The 20,282-nt window shown below is 72.6% G+C and carries 17 protein-coding genes and 1 pseudogene; 7 read left to right on the plus strand and 11 right to left on the minus strand.

Annotation, left to right across the window (positions count from 1 at the left end; translation table 11 throughout):
• Window positions 1-126: 126 nt before the first annotated feature.
• Window positions 127-723, minus strand: a complete 597-nt coding sequence (locus ACZ67Q_RS25340; RefSeq protein WP_471186066.1) for a DsbA family oxidoreductase — start codon at window positions 721-723, stop codon at window positions 127-129.
• 334 nt (window positions 724-1,057) lie between these two features.
• Between ACZ67Q_RS25340 and ACZ67Q_RS25345 the strand changes: the two genes are divergently transcribed.
• On the plus strand, window positions 1,058-2,329 hold the full coding sequence (locus ACZ67Q_RS25345) for an IS701 family transposase (protein ID WP_471186069.1): 1,272 nt from the start codon (window positions 1,058-1,060) through the stop codon (window positions 2,327-2,329).
• A gap of 26 nt (window positions 2,330-2,355) precedes the next feature.
• Here the strand turns inward: ACZ67Q_RS25345 and ACZ67Q_RS25350 are convergent, their stop codons facing one another.
• A complete protein-coding gene (locus ACZ67Q_RS25350) occupies window positions 2,356-3,015 on the minus strand; it encodes a ScbR family autoregulator-binding transcription factor (protein ID WP_471186071.1) in 660 nt (219 codons plus the stop codon).
• Between the two features lie 214 nt (window positions 3,016-3,229).
• Between ACZ67Q_RS25350 and ACZ67Q_RS25355 the strand changes: the two genes are divergently transcribed.
• The gene (locus ACZ67Q_RS25355; protein ID WP_471186074.1) at window positions 3,230-4,246 is read left to right on the plus strand and encodes a ScbA/BarX family gamma-butyrolactone biosynthesis protein; all 1,017 of its coding nucleotides are present in this window, start codon (window positions 3,230-3,232) and stop codon (window positions 4,244-4,246) included.
• 168 nt (window positions 4,247-4,414) lie between these two features.
• Here ACZ67Q_RS25355 and ACZ67Q_RS25360 read toward each other — a convergent pair whose 3' ends face one another.
• Together ACZ67Q_RS25360 and ACZ67Q_RS25365 are read right to left on the minus strand one after the other, a co-directional pair.
• The gene (locus ACZ67Q_RS25360) at window positions 4,415-5,011 is read right to left on the minus strand and encodes a TetR family transcriptional regulator (protein ID WP_471186076.1); all 597 of its coding nucleotides are present in this window, start codon (window positions 5,009-5,011) and stop codon (window positions 4,415-4,417) included.
• 259 nt (window positions 5,012-5,270) lie between these two features.
• Window positions 5,271-6,290 (minus strand): ankyrin repeat domain-containing protein, encoded by a 1,020-nt coding sequence (locus tag ACZ67Q_RS25365; RefSeq protein WP_471186078.1) that lies wholly within the window; start codon window positions 6,288-6,290, stop codon window positions 5,271-5,273.
• A gap of 371 nt (window positions 6,291-6,661) precedes the next feature.
• On the opposite strand from ACZ67Q_RS25365, the gene ACZ67Q_RS25370 reads away from it, so the two are divergent.
• The 5 genes from ACZ67Q_RS25370 (at window position 6,662) to ACZ67Q_RS25390 (ending at window position 11,457) form a co-directional block, all read left to right on the plus strand.
• The gene (locus ACZ67Q_RS25370; RefSeq protein WP_471186080.1) at window positions 6,662-7,879 is read left to right on the plus strand and encodes an acyltransferase family protein; all 1,218 of its coding nucleotides are present in this window, start codon (window positions 6,662-6,664) and stop codon (window positions 7,877-7,879) included.
• Window positions 7,876-9,342 carry an MFS transporter gene (locus tag ACZ67Q_RS25375; protein ID WP_471186083.1) on the plus strand — a complete coding sequence of 489 codons (1,467 nt, stop codon included), beginning with the start codon at window positions 7,876-7,878 and terminating at the stop codon, window positions 9,340-9,342. The genes ACZ67Q_RS25370 and ACZ67Q_RS25375 overlap by 4 nt, the downstream gene beginning before the upstream one ends.
• A 155-nt stretch (window positions 9,343-9,497) precedes the next feature.
• On the plus strand, window positions 9,498-9,992 hold the full coding sequence (locus ACZ67Q_RS25380) for a 2,4'-dihydroxyacetophenone dioxygenase family protein (RefSeq protein WP_471186086.1): 495 nt from the start codon (window positions 9,498-9,500) through the stop codon (window positions 9,990-9,992).
• A gap of 46 nt (window positions 9,993-10,038) precedes the next feature.
• Window positions 10,039-10,488 (plus strand): nuclear transport factor 2 family protein, encoded by a 450-nt coding sequence (locus tag ACZ67Q_RS25385; protein ID WP_471186088.1) that lies wholly within the window; start codon window positions 10,039-10,041, stop codon window positions 10,486-10,488.
• Window positions 10,489-10,587: 99 nt separating this feature from the next.
• Window positions 10,588-11,457 (plus strand): LLM class F420-dependent oxidoreductase, encoded by an 870-nt coding sequence (locus ACZ67Q_RS25390; protein ID WP_471186091.1) that lies wholly within the window; start codon window positions 10,588-10,590, stop codon window positions 11,455-11,457.
• Window positions 11,458-11,553: 96 nt separating this feature from the next.
• Here the strand turns inward: ACZ67Q_RS25390 and ACZ67Q_RS25395 are convergent.
• The 7 genes and pseudogenes from ACZ67Q_RS25395 to ACZ67Q_RS25425 form a co-directional block, all read right to left on the minus strand.
• A pseudogene (locus ACZ67Q_RS25395) lies at window positions 11,554-12,270 on the minus strand (nucleotidyltransferase family protein); the annotation flags it as partial.
• Window positions 12,267-12,608: an STAS domain-containing protein gene (locus ACZ67Q_RS25400; RefSeq protein ID WP_471186094.1), complete on the minus strand. Its 342-nt coding sequence runs from the start codon at window positions 12,606-12,608 to the stop codon at window positions 12,267-12,269. The gene ACZ67Q_RS25400 and the pseudogene ACZ67Q_RS25395, both read right to left, overlap by 4 nt.
• 1 nt (window position 12,609) lies before the next feature.
• A complete protein-coding gene (locus tag ACZ67Q_RS25405) occupies window positions 12,610-14,715 on the minus strand; it encodes a glycogen debranching protein (RefSeq protein WP_471186096.1) in 2,106 nt (701 codons plus the stop codon).
• Window positions 14,712-16,538 carry an AGE family epimerase/isomerase gene (locus ACZ67Q_RS25410; RefSeq protein WP_471186098.1) on the minus strand — a complete coding sequence of 609 codons (1,827 nt, stop codon included), beginning with the start codon at window positions 16,536-16,538 and terminating at the stop codon, window positions 14,712-14,714. Before ACZ67Q_RS25410 ends, ACZ67Q_RS25405 begins: the two co-directional genes overlap by 4 nt.
• A 127-nt stretch (window positions 16,539-16,665) precedes the next feature.
• A complete protein-coding gene (locus ACZ67Q_RS25415; RefSeq protein WP_471186101.1) occupies window positions 16,666-17,280 on the minus strand; it encodes a DJ-1/PfpI family protein in 615 nt (204 codons plus the stop codon).
• Between the two features lie 49 nt (window positions 17,281-17,329).
• Entirely contained in the window at window positions 17,330-18,928 is a 1,599-nt protein-coding gene (locus tag ACZ67Q_RS25420) for a thiamine pyrophosphate-binding protein (RefSeq protein WP_471186103.1), read from the minus strand.
• A 347-nt stretch (window positions 18,929-19,275) separates the two neighbouring features.
• Window positions 19,276-20,103 (minus strand): type 1 glutamine amidotransferase domain-containing protein, encoded by an 828-nt coding sequence (locus tag ACZ67Q_RS25425; RefSeq protein ID WP_471186105.1) that lies wholly within the window; start codon window positions 20,101-20,103, stop codon window positions 19,276-19,278.
• Window positions 20,104-20,282: the final 179 nt, after the last annotated feature.

Consider the following 20,282-nt stretch of genomic DNA (forward strand, 5'->3'; position numbering starts at 1 on the left):
TGGGGGTGTCCGTCCTCGGTCCGGCCGGCCGTTTGCGACGACGGCGCCGTTGCCCGGTGCCGGACGCTGCGGGCGGACACCCCCCACCCCGGCCCCTTCCCGCCGTACGCGGCTGCCGGCCGGGTGCTACGCCGCCCTCGCCGTGTCCAGGGCCTCCGTCAGGTGTGCGGGGGACGGGACGCCGTGGAAGCCCTCCAGACGGCGGCCCTCGACCTCGATCACCGGGACGCCGCTGATGCCCTCCCGTTCGCGGGCCCGGTCCAGGGCGTCGAGGTGGCGGCGGGTGTAGCGCGGGGAGAGGACCGCGTCGCGGAAGCGGCCGGGCTCGAGACCGGCCTCAGCGGCCAGGCGGGCCAGTTCCACGGGGTCGGAGATGTCCCGCCACTGGTAGTAGTACGCGGCGAAGAGCCGGTCGTTGTACGCCTGCCCGGCGCCGCGGTCCAGCGCGTACTGGTAGCCGACGAACGCCAGCCGGGCCCGGCGCAGCGGCTGCTGGGGCGCTCCGGCGAGCGGTACGCCGTAGCGCGCCGCCAGCGGGGTCACGAGCCGGTTCCAGGCGCCGGGCGGGTACTCCCCGGCCTCCTCGACGCACGTCGGGTTGGTCTCGAACGGATGCCACACGCAGGTGACATCGCGGTCCGCCACCGCCTCGGCCAGCAGTTTCCGCGCGATCAGGCTGAACGGGCAGATGTAGTCGAACCACACGTGCACGGTGACGCTCACGGCACACCTCCCTGGGGCGGGCAGTCCCTCTGCCGGCCCTGCCGGTGCGCGCCCCCGGCCTGCGGGAGCCCCCTGTGCGGCGGGGCCCCGGCCGCGGTCTGTGCTCCACGCGCGGGGCCGCGCACCCGCACGTGAGGATGCGGTCCGTACCGGCCGCCGTCCCAGTCGAACGCACATTCCCGGACCCAGAGTCGGGAGATAGCAGAGTCTCGCAGGGCCGCCGAACGCACTTTTAATTCGTTCTCGAGGGTATTATTTTTTGAGACGTCTTTGGCTGTCTTCGCTGCTGCGACGACAGAGCAACCGGCGTCCAGCAAGCTGACCTGGAGGGGACGTGCTTGACCAGCACCTGCACCACACCGTGTCAGTGCCCCCGTCGTCCGAGCAGACGGCTCAGCTACCGGGTGCGGCGCACAGACCGGGCCACCCGCTCACCATCGCGGACTTCACCGAGGAGGTCTTCGGCCATCTGCCGCGGGCCGACCAGCGCCGCTGGGCCGAGGTGTACCTCGGCGGCCTGCTCACCACCCGCGGCAAGAAGTCCATCCGCAACCTCGCCCTGACCGTCCCGCGTTCGGCGACGGCCGCCCAGTCCCTCCAGCAGTTCATCAACTCCAGCCCCTGGCCATGGGATCCGGCCCGCCGCGCGGTCGCCGCGCGGGTGGTGGACCGTATGCCGGTGGCGGCCTGGGCGACCGGCATCGCGGTGATCCCCAAACGCGGCGAACACTCGGTCGGGGTGCACCGCCGCTTCGTCCCGGAGGCCGGCCGCACCGTCAACTGCCAGCTCGGCATCGGTCTCTTCCTCTCCTCGGGCGAGGCGAGCGTGCCGGTCGACTGGCGGCTGCTGCTGGACGAGCGCTGGTGCGGTGACGAACGGCTGCGCTCCCGGGCCCGGCTGCCGCAGTCCGCCGCGGCCGAGCCGGTGAGCCGGCATGTCCTCGGCATGGTCGACGCGCTGACCGGGACCCGCCTCGCGCCGCCCGCGCCGGTCGTGGCCGATCTGCGCTGCGCCCCCGAGGCGGCGCCGCTGGTGGCCGGACTCGCCGAACGGGGGCTGGACTTCGTGGTCGAGGTGCACCCCAGCCAGATGGTGCTGCCGGCGGTACCGGCCGGCGGGCGCGGGGCCGAAGCGGCCCGGCCGTTGCCGGTGAGCGAGTTCGCCGGGCGCGGTGAGCGGGCCCGGCAGCCGCAGGTGATCGCGGCGGGCCCGGCGGACGGTCCGGTGCGCCATCTCACCATCCACTCCGCCCTGGTGCGGCTGCCCTTACCGCCCGGCCCGGCACGCGCCACGCAGCAGCCGGTCTACCGCCTGCTGGCCCAGTGGTCCCCCGTCGAGCGCCGGCCGATCCGCTTCTGGCTGACCGCTTCCACGGACCGCAGGGCCGACGAGGTCCTGTCCCTGGTGCGGCACTCGGTGCGCACGCAGGCGACGCTGAAGTCCCTGGAGCAGGACTTCGGGCTGCTGGACTTCGAGGGCCGGTCCTTCCCGGGCTGGCACCACCACATGACGATGGTGACGGCGGCCTACGCGCTGAGCCGCCTCGGCGGTGTACCGGTGGGCGCCGGTGAGTCCGCCGCGGCCGACGACCGCCGCTCGGCATGACCGGCAGTCAGATGGCCGGCGAGGTCTCAGCCGGCCGCTGCCGACGCGAGGAAGGGCATCGCCTGGACGATCTCCTCGGTCCGCTCCACGATGTCCGACCAGCCGTGCTGCACTCCCGAGATGTGCTGCGCGCCGAAGAGTGCGGACCGCAGCACCCGGGCGAGCGCCTGCGGGTCGGCCCCCGCGGGCAGGGTGCCGGTCTCCCGGCACTCGGCCAGCAGCTCGGCCAGCACGTCGGTGAAGGCGACGTAGGGCGTGGGCAGTTCGGACTCGATGGCCCATTGCTGGATCTGCAGCCGGCTGCCGGCCTGGGTGAGGGGATCCTCGCGGAAGGCACGGGCGGTGCGCCGCAGCAGCTCCACCACCTTGCGAGCCGGTGCCGCGCCGGTGTCGAGCACGGGGCGCAGCGAGGTGAGCAATGCCGCGTAGAACTGCTCGGCCACGGCGACCGCCACGGCTTCCTTGTTGGCGAAGTGGAAGTAGACGGCGCCCTTGGTGACCCCGGCCTGTTCGGCGATGTCCAGGATGGTCACCGACGGGTAGTCACGCTGCGCGAAGACCTCGGCGGCCGCCCTCAGGATCGTGTTACGGGTGCGAACGGCGCGTTCCTGCTTCAGGCGCGGTTCCTGACGCCGGGCGGCGGTACGCCGCGTGCCGGGAAGCGTGGGTGCCTGTTCCTTCGTCATGTGCATCCTTCGTCCTGCGCAGCGGTCTCCGCGAGTCTTCTCACCCCCTCCCACCTGGGAAGACGGGGTTCTCCGGCGAACGTTGCTTGCTAAATACCTTCTCAACGGTATATTTTTTCGGTGAAGTTGATCTGTGCCTTCGGACTAATCGGAGCAACCTTCTTCTTCCAGGGGGACCATGATGCGCCAGCGCACGTCCGCAATAGCAAGTCCCTTGACGGCCTCTCCGGCCCTCTCCCCAGCGGCCGTCGCGTCCACGCAGGCACTCCACTACGCACAGGCTATCCCACGCACCCTCGTCCACCGCGCCTCGGTCGCCGAAGTCTTCCTGACCGACGCGGCCGCCGACGGACCCGACCGGGTCCTCGTCGCAGCCCAGTGGCCGCGGGACCACGCCCTCTACCACCCCGACGCGGCCGGCCTCAGTGACCCGCTGCTGTTCGCCGAATCGATCCGCCAGACCCTGCTGTACGTGGGGCACGGCCGGCTCGGCATCCCGCTCGGCCACCGCTTCGTCGGCCAGAACACCGGCTTCGAGATCTGGGATCCGGAGCCGCTGCGGGTGAAGGGCACCCCCGTACCGGCCGTACTGGAGACCACCTGGGACGTCGACGACACCCGGGCACCCAAGCGGTACACCGTGCGGCTGGAGATGGCGCTGTCGGTGGACGGGGTGCGCTGCGGGCGCGGCCACATCGAGGCCTGTGTGGTGGACGAACGGCGGTACCAGCTGCTGCGCCGCCGCGCCGAGCGCCCGGCCTCCGCACCGGCCGGACGGCCCCGGGCGGCCCATCTGCTGCCGCACCGGGTGGGACGGCTGCGTGCCAAGGACTGTGTGCTGGCGCCGGGGGGCGACCCCGGCGAGTGGTGGCTGAGACTCGATCTGAACCACGCCATCCTCTTCGACCACCCCACCGACCACATCCCGCAGGCCGTCATGCTGGAGGGCTTCCGCCAGCTCGGTCACCTCTACGTCCACGAGCGCCTGCAGAGCGCCCCGCGCGCCGAGCTGTACGCCCTGCACGGGGCGCGGGTGGACTGCTTGGCCTTCGGTGAGCTGGACGTGCCGACCCGGCTGGCCGTGACCGATGCCGAGACCGGGGCCGACGGGGAACGCCGCCTGCGGATCGGGGCCTTCCAGGGCGAACGTGCCATCGCGGAGGCCGAGTTGACCTGGGCTCCGGCCCCGCTGGCCGCGCCCGCCAAGCAGCCGGTGCTGCAGCTGGCGTAGTCGCCGCCCGGACGCCGGCCGGCCTGGGCCCGCCCCGCGGCGGGGCCGGCCGGGCGGGGCCGCGGACGAGGGGAGTGCCGCCTCCCCTCGGGCGCCGCCGTCTCCGGCCGGTCGTCCCGCCACGCGGTGCACGGTGCGCTCCCCTCGCTTCCGGGGCATCCGCGCCGCCTACGCCGCCGCCCGCCGGGGTGGCAGGGCGCGGCAGAGGACGTCCCAGAGGGTGCCGATCCGGGCCGGAAGGTCGGTTCCGGCGCACGTGTAGTCCGTGCAGTGGGCGCCGAACAGGACCACCAGGGCCAGGTCGGCCACCGGGCCCGGCGGCAGGGCCGGGTCCACCTGGCCCTCCCGCTGGGCGCTGTGCACCAGTTCCAGGGCACGGTCATGCAGCCCGTCCATCAGCCGTGGCGGCTCGGCGCCGCCCTGCGCGGTCTCGGTGACCAGGCGCAGGGCGGCCCGTATGCGGACGTCGCACCGGATGCGGGCGGCCAGCGTCAGCAGCAGGGACCGCAGGCTCTCCAGCGGGGGGCCGCACTCCGCGCAGGCGCCGCCGAGCAGGTGGTCGGTGGCCGCGTCCAGGTGGTCCACGAGCGCGGCCGCGAGGGCCTTCTTGGAGGCGAAGTGGCCGTACAGGGCCCCTTTGGTCATCCCGGTGCGCTCGGCGATGCGCTGGAGGTTGGCCTCCGCATACCCGTGTTGTGCGAACTCCTGCGCGGCGGCGTCCAGAACCTGTTCATAGGTACGCAGGGCACGTGGCTGCTTCGCCATGCGTGACTCCGTAAGTCGTCAGGCGGCCCGGGGGCGGGCCGGAGTCGAGGGGGGTGCGGGAGTCCGTAAAACATACCGTCTCGAAGGAACTTTGAGCGTGCATTACCTGCGATCCGTGCGACTTGGCCAGTTCCCCCAAGTCGTCGGCGGAGCCGCCCCCGTGCCGCGCGCGGACACCCCCGGGGTCTTTCGTTCGGATCAGGCCGGCCATGAGATGCGGTGCGTTTCGCCGACGCCGGGATGACCCGAACGACAGACCCTAGGCCTGCTCGGCCTTCTCCAGCAGCGCCACGATGTCGTCGTAGCCGTACCGCCGGGCCATGGCGAGGGCGGTCAGGCCGTCCCAGCCGGTCAGGTCCGTGCGGACGCCGGCCTCCAGCAGCACCCGGACCGTCTCGGTGTGGCCGTGCCACACGGCGTCGTGCAGCGCGGTGTAGCCGTTGTAGGGGCCCTGTGCGTCCAGTTCCACCCGCCCGTCCGCGACCAGTTCCCGCATCACGTCCGGATGGCCCATGTAGGCCGCCTTGTGTGCCGGGGTCGCCTTCATCAGATGGTCGACCCGCGTCGGGTCGGCGCCGTGCGCGAGCAGTGCCGCCACCACCGCCGTACCGCCCTCCCGGGAGGCGTCGAGCAGCGCCGTGTGACCGTCGGGCGCCTTGGCGTCCGCGTCACTGCCCGCGGCCAGCGCCCCGCGTACCCCGGCGGCGTCCCCGGACAGTGCGGCCAGCCGCAGGGCGGCCCCGGCCGCCTCGGCGCGGCGGGCGCGGGCCGCCTCGATCAGCCGGATGTACACCGACTGGTCCTCGCCGCACACCAACGGGCCCAGCTCGTCCGCACGGTACCCGGCGTGCGCCCGCACATCGGGGTTCGCGCCCCGGTCCAGCAGCAGCTCCACGACCGCCGGATGCTTGTACCAGACCGCGTCGATCAGCGGCGTGTGCCCGGTGGTCGGCGCCTGCACGTCGACGAACGCCCCGCGGTCCAGCAGCAGCCGTACGACGTCGACGACGCCGCCCTGCGCCGCCTTGTGCAGCGGGGAGGTGCCCATCCTGGTGTCCGGCAGCAGCGGGTCCGCGCCCGCCGTCAGCAGCAGCTCGGTCAGCTGCGTGCGACCCAGCGCCGCCGCGCGGCTCAGTGCCGGATACCCCAGCGGGTCCTTGGCGTTCGGATCGGCGCCGGCGTGCAGCGCGTCCGCGGCGCCGGGCAGGTCGTTGTCCCGCACCGCCCGGTGCAGTGCCTGCCCGGCCGTTCCGGGGTGCAGTGTCCGCTCGTTCGACATGGGCCCTCCGCGTCGGTGTGGTGTTCGGCGGCCGGGGCGTGGTCCGGCCACCTCACCACGGTGCGCCAGGCGGGCCGTCCGGCGCGCGAACCCCGCACGCACTGAGGTGACTTGGACCAGTCGCAGCCGATTGTCCGGTCCGGCTTGGTGAACCGTGCCCCGCGGGCGTTTTCTCGGTTGCAGACGCCGCGCGGCCGGGCGCGGGCGTCACCCCCCACCACCGCGACATCCCCCCACCGTGATCCCCCCGGCACCGCGAACCCGCACCGCGAGCCCCCACCGTGAACCCCCCAGCACCGCGACACCCCCACCCTCGGCACCACCCCACCTCGACGTCCGGACACCCGTCCGCCTCACCCGAAGGGGTCCCCATGCTTGAGACCGCCGGCACCGAGCGACCACCCGCTGCCGCAGCGGGCGGGTCACGGCTGCCCTCGCTCACCGGTGCCCGCTTCCTGGCGGCCCTCGGCGTCTTCGCCTACCACCTCTCCCGCGAGGGCGTCTTCGCCGACCCCGGCGTCGACGAGGCCCTGCGGCACTGGGCGTCGGCGGCCGGCGCCGTCGGCGTCTCCTTCTTCTTCGTGCTCAGCGGCTTCGTGCTCACCTGGTCGGCCCGGCCCGGCCAGCGCGCCCGCACCTTCTGGCGCCGCCGCATCGCCAAGATCTACCCCAACCACCTGGCCACGTTCGCCCTGGTCGCCGCCGTCACCTGGAGCACCGGCGTAGCCGTCAGCGCCTACCAGGCGCGCCCCTCGCTCACCGACCCCGCGTCCTGGCTGCCCAACCTGGCGCTGCTGCAGAGCTGGTGGCCCGACGCGCGCATCTTCATGACCGGCAACCCGGTGAGCTGGTCGCTCTCCTGCGAGCTGCTGTTCTACCTGTCGTTCCCGCTGCTGCACCGCGCCCTGCTGCGCCTGGACAGCCGCCGGCTGTGGGCCGTCGCCGCCTCCTGCGCCGCCGCGGTGATCCTGCTGCCCGCGCTCGCCGGACTGCTCCCCGACCAGCCGCAGCTGCCGTTCGCCCCCATCCCGCAGGCGCAGTACTGGTTCGTCTACGCCTTCCCGCTCACCCGCGCCGTCGAGTTCCTGCTCGGCATGGCCGCCGCCCGCCTGGTGCTGGCCGGCCGCTGGGTGCGCGTCCCGGCGAGCGCCGCCGCGCTGCTGCTCGTCGCCGGCTACCTGATCGCGCTCGAGCTGCCCGTGCTGTACGCGCAGGCCGCCGCCACCGTCATACCGCTGACGCTGCTCATCGGCGCGCTCGCCCGCCGCGACGCCGACGGCCGCGGCAGCGCGCTGTCCGGCCGGGCCTTCGTCTGGCTCGGCGAGGTGTCCTTCGCCTTCTACATGGTGCACCGCCTGGTGCTCATCTACGGACACCACCTGCTCGGGTACGGACGCGGCTGGGCGCTGCCGCAGGCGCTCGCGCTCACCGCCGCCGCGTTCGTGCTCGCCCTGCTGGGCTCCTGGCTGCTGTACCGGGCTGTGGAGATCCCGGCGATGCGCAAGTTCGGCCGGTCCCCGGCCACCGCACCGGCCGTGCCCCGGCCCCGCGCCGAGGTGCGGCCCCGTGTCCCAGAGAGGAATCCATGAGTACGACCGACTCCACCACACGGTCCGTGCCCGCCGCCGGTGAGTCCGGCGGCGGGCAACTGCCCGATCCCAAGCGGTGGCTGGCCCTCGGCATGCTGCTGCTCGCCACGTTCATGGGCATGCTCGACGTCTTCATCGTCAACGTGGCGGCGCCCTCCATCCAGTCCTCGCTGGGCGCCTCCTTCAGCGAGATCCAGTTCGTCGTCGCCGGTTACGTCCTGGCCTACGCGGTGGGCCTGGTCACCGGCGGCCGCATCGGCGACGCCCTCGGACGCCGCCGGGTGTTCCTGACCGGGCTCATCGCCTTCGGCGCCACCTCGCTGCTGTGCGCGGTGGCGCCCAGTGCTGCCGCGCTCATCGCGTTCCGCGTGGTGCAGGGCCTGGCCGCCGCGCTGATGCTGCCGCAGGTCCTCGCCATCCTCCAGGTGGTCTTCCCGGAGGAGGAACGCGCCAAGGCGCTCGGTCTGTACGGCGCCACGATCGGCCTCGGCTCCATCGCGGGCCAGATCGTCGGCGGCGCGCTGATCAAGCTGGACCTGGCCGGCTGGGACTGGCGCTCCGTGTTCCTCGTGAACGTGCCGGTCACCGTGGTGGCCGCGCTCGGCGCCGCCGCCTCGGTGCGCGAGGTGCGCGGCAGCAGCCGGGCCCGCATCGACCACCTCGGTGTCGTCCTGCTCGCCGCCGCCCTGCTGCTGTTGCTGTGGCCGCTGGTCGTCGGCGCCGACGACGGCTGGCCGGTCTGGGGCTGGGGCGCGGTGGCCGGGTCGGCGGTCTGCTTCGTGCTGTTCATGCTGTGGGAGCGGCGCATCGCCCGCGTCTCGGACGCCGGGCACGCGCTGCTGCCGCCGCGGCTGTTCGGGCACCCCGGGTTCGCCAAGGGCCTGCCGACGGCCCTGGTGTTCTACAGCGGCAACGCCGGTCTCTTCCTGATCCTGTCCTACTTCCTGCAGGACGGTCTGAAGCTCAGCCCGCTCGCCTCCGGTGTGGTGTTCCTTCCGCTGGGCGCGGCCTTCGCGGTCGCCTCGCTGCAGGGCAAGAAGCTGGTGGCGCGCTGGGGCAGCGGCGTGCTCGTCGCCGCCGCCGTGCTGATGGCCGCCGGCCTGGTGCTGGTGCGGCTGCCCGTGGGCTCCGGTTCGGCGGCCCACCAGGCGGCGCTGCTCACGCCGGGGCTGCTGCTGTGCGGGCTCGGCCAGGGTCTGATCGCCCCGTCGCTGATCGGGCTGGTGCTGGGCGGCGTGGCCGCGGAGGACGCCGGTGCCGCCTCCGGTGGCCTGCTCACCGCCACCCAGATCGCCAACGCCCTCGGCTACACCGTGGTCGGCGGCATCTTCAACGCCCTGCTGAGCGGCGGCACGTACGCCTCCGCCTTCCAGGACGCCCTGTGGCTGCTGTGCGCCCTCGCACTGGCCACCGGGGTGCTCCTGTGGTGGCTGAGGCCGCGCCGGCAGGCCGCGCAGAGCTGATCCCGGGGGCGGTCGGCGGAGAATTCCGGCGTGTTCGCCGCGCATTCTTTGCCGACTGCCCCAAGTCTCCGCGGAGGATTCGGGAATCATGGCGCGCGGATCGCGTCCGGAGTTTCATGGAGTCATCAACCCGCCTTTTCGGAAAGGGGAACCGGATGCACGCCGCCGCCGTACCGGACAACATTCTGGAAACCATCAAGGAGTTCGGCCCGCCGGACATCGCCATCGCCGAGGAGGACCAGACCTGGGTCCCCTTCGACGAGCGGGCGTCCTGGAAGCCGCTCCGGTTCGACCTGCGCACCGGCATGTGGGTGGTCATCACCCGGGTCAAGGGCGCCGGCGTCATCAGCCGTCACCAGCACACCGGCCCGGTGTCCGCCTACACGCTGCAGGGCTCCTGGTACTACCCGGAGCACGACTGGGTGGCCCGGCCCGGCACGTTCGTCTTCGAACCGCCGGGCGACATCCACACCCTCACCACGGACGACCCGGAGGGAATGACGACGCTCTTCATCATGAACGGCGTCATGCGTTTCCTCGACGAGAAGGACCAGCTGATCGACCAGCACGACTGCTACTACTACCTCGACCAGTACGTCCGCTACTGCCGGTCGCAGGGATTCGAACCGGACTCCCGGCTCTTCCACTGAAAATCCCCGGAACAATTCCCAGCAGAATTTCTCAAGGAGAATTCAGATGACCGTGGCACAGGAGAAGACGGAACTCACCGAGCAGGACGTGATCGACCTCGCCACCGAGTGGTTCCGCGCCCTCGACCGGCACGACACCCTCGAGGAGGTCACGCCGTTCCTGGTCTCCGACGGGCTGCGCATGGTCTTCCCCGAGATCACCGTGCGCGACCTGGAGGACTTCCGCACCTGGTACGACAACGTCCTGAACCTCTTCTTCGACGAGACCCACGAGCTGACCCGCACCGAGGTGCGTCGCGTCTCGGCCACCGAGGCGGAGATCTCGCTGACGGTCAACTGGCAGACCAAGACGTGGAACCCGCCCGCCGCGCACAGCGTGTGGAAGGGCTTCGACGCCGACCAGACCTGGACCGTGGTGCTGGAGAACGGCCGGCCGAAGATCCGCGACTACTCCGTCGACAAGATCACCCCCATGCCCGGATCACCGGAGCTGTGATCCGCGGCAGCACCTGAACCACCCGCCGGTGCGGGGTCCGTGGGACCCCGCACCGGCTCTTGGCATGCCCGCACAACCCTTCGAAAGGAGCACCACAGCGTGCGCATCGGACTGACCGTCTCCCGCTTCACCTGGCCCGGCGGCCCGGAGAAGCTCGCGGAGACCTTCGCGGACATCGCCCGGGACGCCGACGAGGGCGGCATCGCCGGGCTGTGGGTGATGGACCACTTCTTCCAGATCGGCCTCAACGGCCCGCCCGAGCTGGAGATGCTCGAGGCCTACTCCGCGCTGTCCTACGCGGCCGCCGTCACCCGCCGGATCACCCTCGGCACCCTGGTCACCGGCGTCACCCACCGCAGGCCCGGCGTCCTGGTGAAGACGGTGACGACTCTGGACGTGCTCTCCGGGGGCCGCGCCTGGCTGGGCGTCGGCGCCGGCTGGTACGAGGAGGAGGCCCGCGGCCTCGGCCTGCCCTTCCCCACGCTGCGGGAGCGGTACGCCGAACTGGAGGAGACCCTGCGCATCGCCCACCACATGTGGTCCGGCGACACCGGGCCGTACGAGGGGGCCCTCCACCGTCTGGAGCACCCCCTCAACTCGCCGGCCCCGCTGAGCCGTCCGCATCCGCCGATCCTGGTCGGCGGGGGAGGGGAGCGCAGGACGCTGCCGCTGGTGGCGCGGTACGCCGACGCCTGCAACCTGCCCGACGGGCCGGACCTGGCCCGCAAGCTGCGGGTGCTGCGGGAACTGTGCGAGAAGGAGGGCCGCGACTTCGACTCCCTGACCAGGTCGGTGCTGAGCCGGCTGCCGGTGTCCGGGCCGGACGGCTCGGTCGAGCGTGCGGTGGCGCGCTGCGCCGAACTCGCCGGACAGGGGGCCCAGTACGTCATCACGTCACTGCCGGACGTGCAGGATCCTGCCGCGCGGGCGCGGCTCGCCGAGGTGGCGTCCAGGGTCGCCGGCCTGTAGCGGAAACCTGTGGCGGAAAAGGCGGGAGGGGAGACCGGAACACCGGTCTCCCCTCCGTCCGTCACGGACCCGCGCTCAGGCCGCCGCCGGTTCCCCGACGTCCACCAGGCCGCGCAGCACGTCGTCCTGGGCCCGGGCGTAGGCCGCGTGCGTGCCCACGTCCTCCCAGTAGCCGTCCGCGACATGGCCGTACACCGGCAGGCCCTCGGCCAGCAGGCGCGGAAAGACGTCGCGCGCCCAGTCGGCCGGGCCGTCCTCGCGGACGTACCGCAGGATCTCCGGCTGCATCACGTAGATGCCGGTGCTCGCCGTGTTGGAGAACGCCTCACCCGGACCCGGCTTCTCCAGGAACCGCTCGATCCGGCCACCGGCGCCCAGCGTGGCGATCCCGAACTGGCTCGGGTCGGCCACCTCGGTCAGGCACACGGTGACGAGCGCCCGCCGCTCGCGGTGCCGGCGTATCAGCCCGGTGAGGTCGATGTCGGTCAGCGCGTCCCCGGAGATCACCAGGAACGGCTCACCGCCCAGCAGGGGCTCGGCCGCCTTGACGCTGCCGGCCGTGCCCAGCGGCCGGTCCTCGTGGACGTAGGACAGGGACATCCCGAGCCGGGAGCCGTCGCCGTACTCCCGCTCGATCAGCTCGGCCAGGTAGTGGACGGTGACGACGGTCTCCTCGACGCCGTGCCGGCGCAGCAGCCGCAGTACGTGTTCCATGATCGGGCGCCCGCCCACCGGCAGCAGCGGCTTGGGTAGGTGTTCGGTCAGCGGACGCAGCCGGGAACCCTGGCCGCCCGCCATCAGCACGGCCCTCATGCGGCGGCCCGCGCGTCGAAGTCCGGCAGCTCCTCGACGACCGTGACGGCCCGGTCGAAGCCGCCCGCCCGCAGGACGCGCAGCACGTCCTCGCTCGCCCCGTCCAGCACGATCTCCGCGCCGCGCGCCATCCGCTGCTGAGCGAACGCCAGGCAGCGCACCCCGCCCGGGGACAGCGAGGTCAGCTCCCGCATCCGCAGCACCAGCATGCTCACCGGCCGCTCGAGCGCCTGGTCGATCAGCCGCCGCAGCGACGGTACGTGCTGGTCGGCCAGGTCGCCGGCCAGGTGCACGGTCACGGTGGTGCCCGTGAAGCCGAGATAGGCGTCGAACGCCATGTCAGTTCCTTTCCGTACGGTCGGATCGAGAGGGGTGGGGGCGGGCCGTGAGGACGGCGACCGCGTGCGCGGCGAGCGCCAGCGGTCCCTCCACGGGGCCCGGGTCCGGGTTCGTTTCCCGTCCGGCGGGCAGGCCGGTGTCGGCGAACAGGTGCCACCGGGTGCCCTCGGGAGGTTCCGGCAGCTCCGCCTTGCCGTCCTCGCCACGGCAGTTGACGGCCACCAGCACGTGGTCGCCGGCCGCATGGGCGAGGTGCACGACCACGCCGTCGGTGGTGGAGGTGACGTGGTGACGGGGGTGGTCGGGGCGGGTGAGCGCCGGGTGGGCGCGGCGGAAGGCGAGCAGCCCGGCGACGAAGTACCGCAGGTCCGCGTGGTGCGCGGCCGCGGCCCAGTCCAGCCAGCTGACCTCGTTGTCCTGGCAGTACGCGTTGTTGTTGCCGCGCTGGGTGCGGCCGCACTCGTCGCCCGCGAGCAGCATGGGCACCCCGCGCGCGGTCAGGAGCAGCGCCAGCGCCCCGCGCACCAGCCGGGCCCGGCGCTCGCGGACGGCCGGGTCGTCCGTGGGGCCTTCGTGCCCGGCGTTGCACGCCGAGTCCTCGGGCGGACCGTCCGTGTTGCCCTGCCCGTTGGCCTCGTTGCGCCGCCGTTCGTACGTCGTGAAGTCCGCCAGCGTCAGGCCGTCATGGCAGGCGACGAGGTTGACGCTCGCCGCTGTGCCGTGCCCGGCGTACAGGTCGGGGGAGCCGGCCAGCCGCGCCGGCAGATCGGCCACGGCCTCCGGGCGTCCGGCCAGGGCGCGCCGGACCGTGTGCTGGAAGCGGCTGTTCCACTCCATCCAGCGGCCCCAGCGCGGGAACCGGCCCAGCAGGTCGAGCCCGGCCGCGTCGAACGGCTCGGCGATCAGCTTGCGATCGGCCAGCACCGGGTCCGCCGCGATCGCCTCCAGCAGCGGCGGCACGTCCAGCGGGGTGCCGTCGCACCCGCGCGCCAGGATCGGCGCCATGTCGAAGCGGAAGCCGTCGACGCGGTACTCCGACGCCCAGTGCCGCAGGCTGTCGAGGATCATCCGGCGCATCCGCGGATGGTTGGCGTTGACGGTGTTGCCGGTGCCGGTCAGGTTGGCGTAGGTGCCGTCGGCGGCGCGTACGTAGGCCGCGTCCTCGTCCAGGCCGCGCCAGCCCAGCGTGGGGCCGCGCCGGTCGCCCTCGCCGGTGTGGTTGTAGACCACGTCGAGGATCACCTCGATGCCGGCCCGGTGCAGCTCGCGCACCAGCGTCTTCAGCTCGCGTGCCGGTCCGTCGCCGTGCGGGTCGGCGGCGTAGGCGGCCTTCGGAGCGAAGAACGACACGGGGTGGTAGCCCCAGTAGTTCGGCAGGGGCCGGCCCGTCTCCGGGTCGGTGAACGGGTTGTCGGTGTCGTCGAACTCGAACACCGGCATCAGCTCGACGCAGTTGACGCCCAGCTCCCGCAGATAGGGGATCTTTTCGGTCAGGCCCGCGTACGTGCCCGGGTTCGCGACCCCTGAGGAGGGGTGCCGGGTGAAGCCGCGCACGTGCAGCTCGTAGACCACCAGCTCCTCGCGTGGGATGCGCGGCCGTGTCACGCCCTGCCAGTCGAAGCCGTCGTCCGCGGCGATCCGGCAGCGGTACGCCGGCCGGCGGCCCCACTCCTCGCCGCCGGCCAGCGACACCGCGTACGGGTCGAGCAGCAGCGGACCCATGGCCCAGCCCTCGGGCAGGCCGCCGGCGGCGGACTCGGCGCGGTAGCCGTAGTGCACGGCGGCCGGGTCCAGTCCGGCGACGGTCATCGTGAACACCCGCCCGCAGCGGAAGGCGTCCGGGAACGGCACCTGGGCCAGCGCGGCGCCGGTGACCGCGTCCAGCAGCACCAGCCACATGCGGTCGGCGTCGGCGCCGTACACGGTGAAGGTCACCCCGCGTTCGGTGACCCGCGCCCCGAAGCGCAGCGGATCACCGGGCAGGACCGACAGGCGCAGCCCGGCCGGGTCCACGGCCGGCGCCGCGCCCCGGGCCGCCGCGGCGCCCGTCGTCGTCAGGTCCGCGCCCCGGGTCGCCGTCGCGCCCGCCCCCGTCGTCGCCGTCATGTCCGCTCCACGGGCGTCAGGCGGGCCTTCACCCGCAGGCGGTGCTCGCTCCTGGGCAGCCGCACGGTCATCGCCTCGGCGTCGAAGGCGTCGTAGGGTGCGCCGTCCACGGTGACGTGGTCCAGCACCACCCGGCCGGGCGGCAGGATGTCCGGGGCCACCCGCAGCAGGCCGCCTTCGAAGTCGGCATCGGGATGCGGCGCGAACCACAGGTCGAGCGGCTCGCGGTGGATCAGCAGCCGCAGATAGACCTCGGCCAGGTAGCACAGCTCGGCCTTGTGGTACATGGCCATGGCGTGGCTGCCCTTGAGCCGCTCGTTGCCGACGGCGAACGGCAGGCCCTGCGCGAGCACCGTGAAGTGCACCCCGCCCTCGTCGTGGTCGAGGAAGAAGGCGTTGTAGAAGGCGGACGCCTCGCGGGCGTGGCGCAGGTACTCCTCGTCACCGGTGTGTCCGGCCAGGATCAGATAGGCGAGGATGGCCTGCTCCTGCTGCCACCAGGTCTTGCGGTCGTGCCAGACGAAGGCGTGCCGGCCGTTCTCCGCCTGCCGCTGGAGCACGTCGTACCAGCCGCCGCGCTGTCCGTCGCGGCCCACGGCCGGCATGGTGCGGGCGAGCTGCTCGGCCAGCTGCCGGTACTCCCGCTTGGGCAGCGTGCCCGCCATCCGGGTCAGGTTCCAGGCGATCTTCAGGTTGTGGCCGACGACCGCGCGGTTCTGCTGCCAGCCCCAGGTGTGGTCCGGGGTCCAGTCGGCGTGGAAACGCTCGTTGACGAACGGGCTGCCGCCGGGGGCGCGGTCCGGCATGTACGTCACGATCATGTCGAAGGTGTGCTCCAGCATCCGCCGGAAGCGCTCCTCGCCGGTCGCGAGATAGAGGTTGATCAGGTAGGCGGGCGCGTGGTCGCCGACCGAGTTCCAGTTCTTGCGGGAGTGGTTGGGGCCGAGCGCGTCGTCGTGCGGGCTCAGCGACACCGGGTCGATGTGCGAGTAGTAGCCGCCGAGCTTGCCGTCCCGGAAGAACCGGTCGAACAGGGCGACCGTGTCCTCCATGTCGCGGCGGATCACCGGGTTGCCGGTCAGCCGGTAGGTCTGGGCGAGGCCGACCAGCGCGTAGATCTGCTCGTAGGCGGGGATCGCCCGGTAGTCGTCGCCGAACTCCGAGGCGAACAGCTTGCGTTCACGGGTCCCCGACACGTCGACGCCGTGGTACCAGTACGCGAGGTTCTCCGCATCGTCGCGGAAGAGCATGTGGTCGTGCAGGTACTGCGAGCCGCGCTCGGCGACCTCGAGGAAGTCCTCGTCGCCGGTCAGGGCGTACGCGCTGGCCATGCCGTAGACCAGCCGGGAGATCGTGTCGGTCTCCTGGATGTGCTGCTCGGTCTTGTGGCCGCCGGCGCGGATCTCGGTGCGGTAGTCGGCGAAGTCGACCGGGCCGTCACCGAACTGGGAACGGCGGTAGAACTGTGCCAGCCGGCGCAGCTGCTCGGTCCACCAGCCGGGCTCCTCGTACGGGCGTGAGGAAGGGCTCTCACCGGTCAGGACGAGCTTGTCGGCCTGGAAGTACAGGCCGTCCGGGTCGGGGTAGACCGGCCCGTAGGCGAAGACGAACGCGCCGGGCACCAGCAGCTCGTCCAGGCGTCCGGTCACGTCGTGGTACGGCTGTCCCAGGTTGCGCAGCAGCTGCGCGGACGTGGTGTCGGTCAGGTGGAGGGTGACCTCGCGGTCGTCGAGGGTCTTGACGGTGAACCGACGTCCGCCCTGGCGCCCGGTGACATAGCCGGCGGTGGTGTCGGAGAAGGAGAAGGGCACTTCGGCGGGCATGACAGCCTCCTGGCTGGGTCGGCGGCTTCGGTCCGAACGGGGCCTCGGGCCGGGACGGCTCGCGTGGAGCGGGTCCGAACGGGGCCTCAGGTCGCGACGGCTCGCGTGCTTCGGTCCTGGGGCGGCCTCAGGCGGCGACGACGTCGCTCGGCAGGGACAGCCGCTCGATCACGGTGCGGGCCAGCAGATGGCAGTGGTCGACCGTGCGCGTGGTGATCAGGTCGCGGTCCACGGCGACGTCCTGGTTGACGTAGACGCCGCCCATGTTGCGGACGTCGGCGGCGATGTTGTTGTGGCAGGTGACCGGGCGGCCGCGGATCAGCTCCGGCGCGGCGGAGAGCAGTTGCAGTCCGTGGCAGGAGAACGCCTTCACCAGCGACGGCAGCCGGAACGCGCGGCGCATCAGGTCCAGGGCCGGCGACACGGCGTCCACGTCCTCGCTGTAGCGCAGCCGGTCGGCGACGCCGCCCGAGGGCACGATCAGCGCGGCGAAGTGGAGCAGCTCGTGGTAGTCCAGCGCCTCCAGGTCGCCGTCGACGGTGAGCGGCGCCTGGTACTCATGGCCGTGGAAGGTGAGCGCGGGCTGTCCCCACAGCCGGGTCAGCAGCCGTACCTCGGCGCCCTCCTCGGCGAACCGGCGCTGGTAGTAGGCGAGTTCGTCCTCCACGTAGTCGGCCTCCAGCAGGATGCCGATGCGCTTTCCGGAGAGCCTTCCGGTCTTGAGAGGTATGACGGTTCCCATGCGATGTCCCGTTCTCCTGATAAGGGCTGAGAGCGAAGGGGCGTGAGAGTCACTCGGTGATCAGGTCCACGAGGAACGGCCCGTCGTGGGTGAGCAGGCGGCGCACCGCGCACTCGACCTGCTCGGGCCGCTCCACCCGCATGCCCTCGACACCGAGGGAGCGGGCCAGGTCGGCGAAGCGGATGTCGGGGCGGGACAGGTCGAACGCGTCCGGGTAGGCGTGCGGCTCGAGGCCCTGCTCGCGCCAGTACTGCTCGATGTTCAGGTCAAGGAGCCGGTAGCGGCGGTTGTTGCAGATCACGAACCCGGCGGCGATGCCGTGCCGGGCCGCCGTCCACAGGGCCTGGATGGTGTACATGCTGCCGCCGTCCCCGGTGAAGCCGACCACCGTCGCGTCCGGGCGGGCCAGCTTCACGCCCAGCGCGCCCGGGATGCCGACGCCGAGCGAGCCGCCCCGGGTCTGGAAGAACGTGCCGGGCTCGCGCGGCGGCAGATGCCGGGCCAGCGCGCCGGCGGCGGTGAGCGCCTCGTCGAAGTAGACGAGGTCGTCCGGTGCCTGCCGGGCCAGTTCGCGCGCGAAGTGCTCCATCAGCGTGTCGGGCGCCTCGGGCGCGGGCGGCCGTTCGTACGCCGGTGCGGGGCGTGCGCCGCGGGCGCGCAGCTCGGCCGCGAGCGCGGCCAGGGTCAGCCTGGGGTCGGCGGCCAGTCCCAGGTCGACGGGGTGGTTCTTGGCGATCTCGTACGCGTCCAGGTCGACGTGCACGATCCGGGCGTCCTTGCGGAAGGGGTTGTCCAGGCGCGGGAACACCTCCGGGAACACATACGTCCCCACGATCAGCACGCTGTCGGCGTCGCGGACGACGGCCGCGCTGTCCTCGCCGAACATGTGGCCCAGCTGGCCCGCGTACAGCGGGTGCGTGGTGTCCATGTTGACCTCGGAGTGGTTCACCCCCCACACCCGGGCGCCCAGCAGCTCGGCCACCTCGGTCAGTTCCCGCTGCGCGCCCGACGCGGCGACGCCGTCGCCCATCAGGACCAGCGGACGCTCGCCCTCCCGCAGCAGCTGCGCGGCCCGCGCGATCGCGGACGGCTCGGCCACGGTCCGGGTGGAGGGCACCACCGTGGGCAGCGCCTCCTCGGTGGTGATCTGGTCCAGCACGTCGGCGGGCAGCACCACCAGGACGGGGCCGCGCGGCGGCGTCATGGCGATCTTCACGGCCCGGCGCAGCACCCGCAGCACCGAGTCGGGGTCGACGACACGGGTGGCGTACTTGGTGACGGGCTCCGCCATCGCCACCAGGTCGGCGGCCATCTGGGCGTCCATCGCGTCGTAGCGCACGCCTGCCTCGCCGACCAGTGTCACCAGCGGGGAACCGCCCCGCTTGGCCTGGTAGAGCAGCCCGATGCCGTTGCCCAGCCCGACCCCGCTGTGCAGCTGGATCACGGCCGGCCGCTGCGCGGCCCGGGCGTAGCCGTCGGCCATGGCGACCGCGACGCCCTCGTGCAGGGTGAGCACATAGTCGGTGGCGCTGGAGTCGGCGAGGTCGAGGAAGCCCTGCTCGACCGTGCCGGGGTTGCCGAACATGTGGGTGATGCCGTCGGCCGCGAGCTGCTCGAACAAGGCGGCCTTGCCTGGCCTGGCGGGCATGGGGGATCTCCTCGTGGACGGGGGAAGGGTCGGGGTTCGCGCCCGGGGCCGGGATCCCTCGCGGATCCCGGCCCCGGACGCGGGCGTGGCCCTGCGCTCGGGCCGGGCGTACGCCCTGGGCGGGGCTGGGTTACGCCCTGGGCGGGCTGGGCGTCGGTCCTTGGCCTGTGCCGGGCGTTGGTCCTTGGCCGTGCCGGGCGTTGGTCCTTGGGCCTGTGCCGGGCGTCGGTCCTTGGCCCGCGAGGGCCGTCGGTCCTCGGCCCGTGGAGGGCGGAAGCGCCGGGCGGGGGCGCCTGGCCGGGCCGGCCGGCCGCCGGACCCGTACTGGCCGGAGGCGCCGGGGGCCGTCACCAGCCGTAGCGGCGCAGGCCCTCCTCCAGCACCTTGACCAGCAGCTCGCCGGAGAGGACCGAGTCCGGAGTGGAGCGGGCGGTGACGAAGGGGAAGTCGACGATCACCGACGTCTCCTTGCCGACGTTGCCGTGGAAGCGGCCCTCGGGGCCGGTGGCGTCGCGCAGGATGTACTCCAGCGGGTACGGCGGCGGACCCATGTTGAACTCGACGCCGAGGAACCCGGTGCCGTCCTTGTAGTCGTACTCCTTGGGGTGGCCGGTGACGTGCTTGCCCCACAGCAGGCTGCGCCGGGACTCCCAGTCGCGGGCGAACGCCAGCGTCGCCACGCCGTAGCACTCGGCCAGCACCGGCTTGTCGGCGGCGACGAAGGCCAGCACCACCTCGTGCAGCCGCTCGTTGTTGGCCAGGTCCACGATGGGGCCGCTGCCGCCGACGATGACCAGCGCGTCGAAGTCCGACACCAGCTCGTCGGTGGCCGCGGACAGCCGGCGGTGGTACTCCTCCAGCTCCCGCAGGTGGTTGAGCGCACTGTCGTAGGGGCGCTCGGGGATCAGGTCGGCCAGGCTCAGCGGGTTGTCGAGCCGGTCGGAGTCGTCCAGGGTGCGCGCCTTGCGGGCCATGTCCCGGGTGGTGACCGAGCGGCCGAGCGGCGGGTCGACGTACTCGGAGTCCAGGCTCGGCGGCAGCGCGTGCGCCCGCTTTCCGGTGGGGGTCATGAAGGTGGTGCGGTAACCGCGGGCGTCGAAGGCCTCGAGCGGGCCGACGAGTTCCTCGCCCCAGTAACCGTATTCGGAAAGCACCACCAGGATGCGTTTGGACACGGAATTCTCCTTCGGGAAAGGGTTGCCGTGCGACGTCGTGTTGTGACGTCAGCCAGTGAAGCCGTGGGCGCCGCACGGCGGCAACGCTCCCGGTGCGGTGAGCGGCAACTGTGCCGACTTGCCTCAGTGTCAGGGCCGTTGCGGCGGCCCGCTCCGCGACTCGTCCAACTTTCCTCTGC

The sequence above is a fragment of the Streptomyces sp. NPDC036813 genome (genome assembly GCF_055609245.1).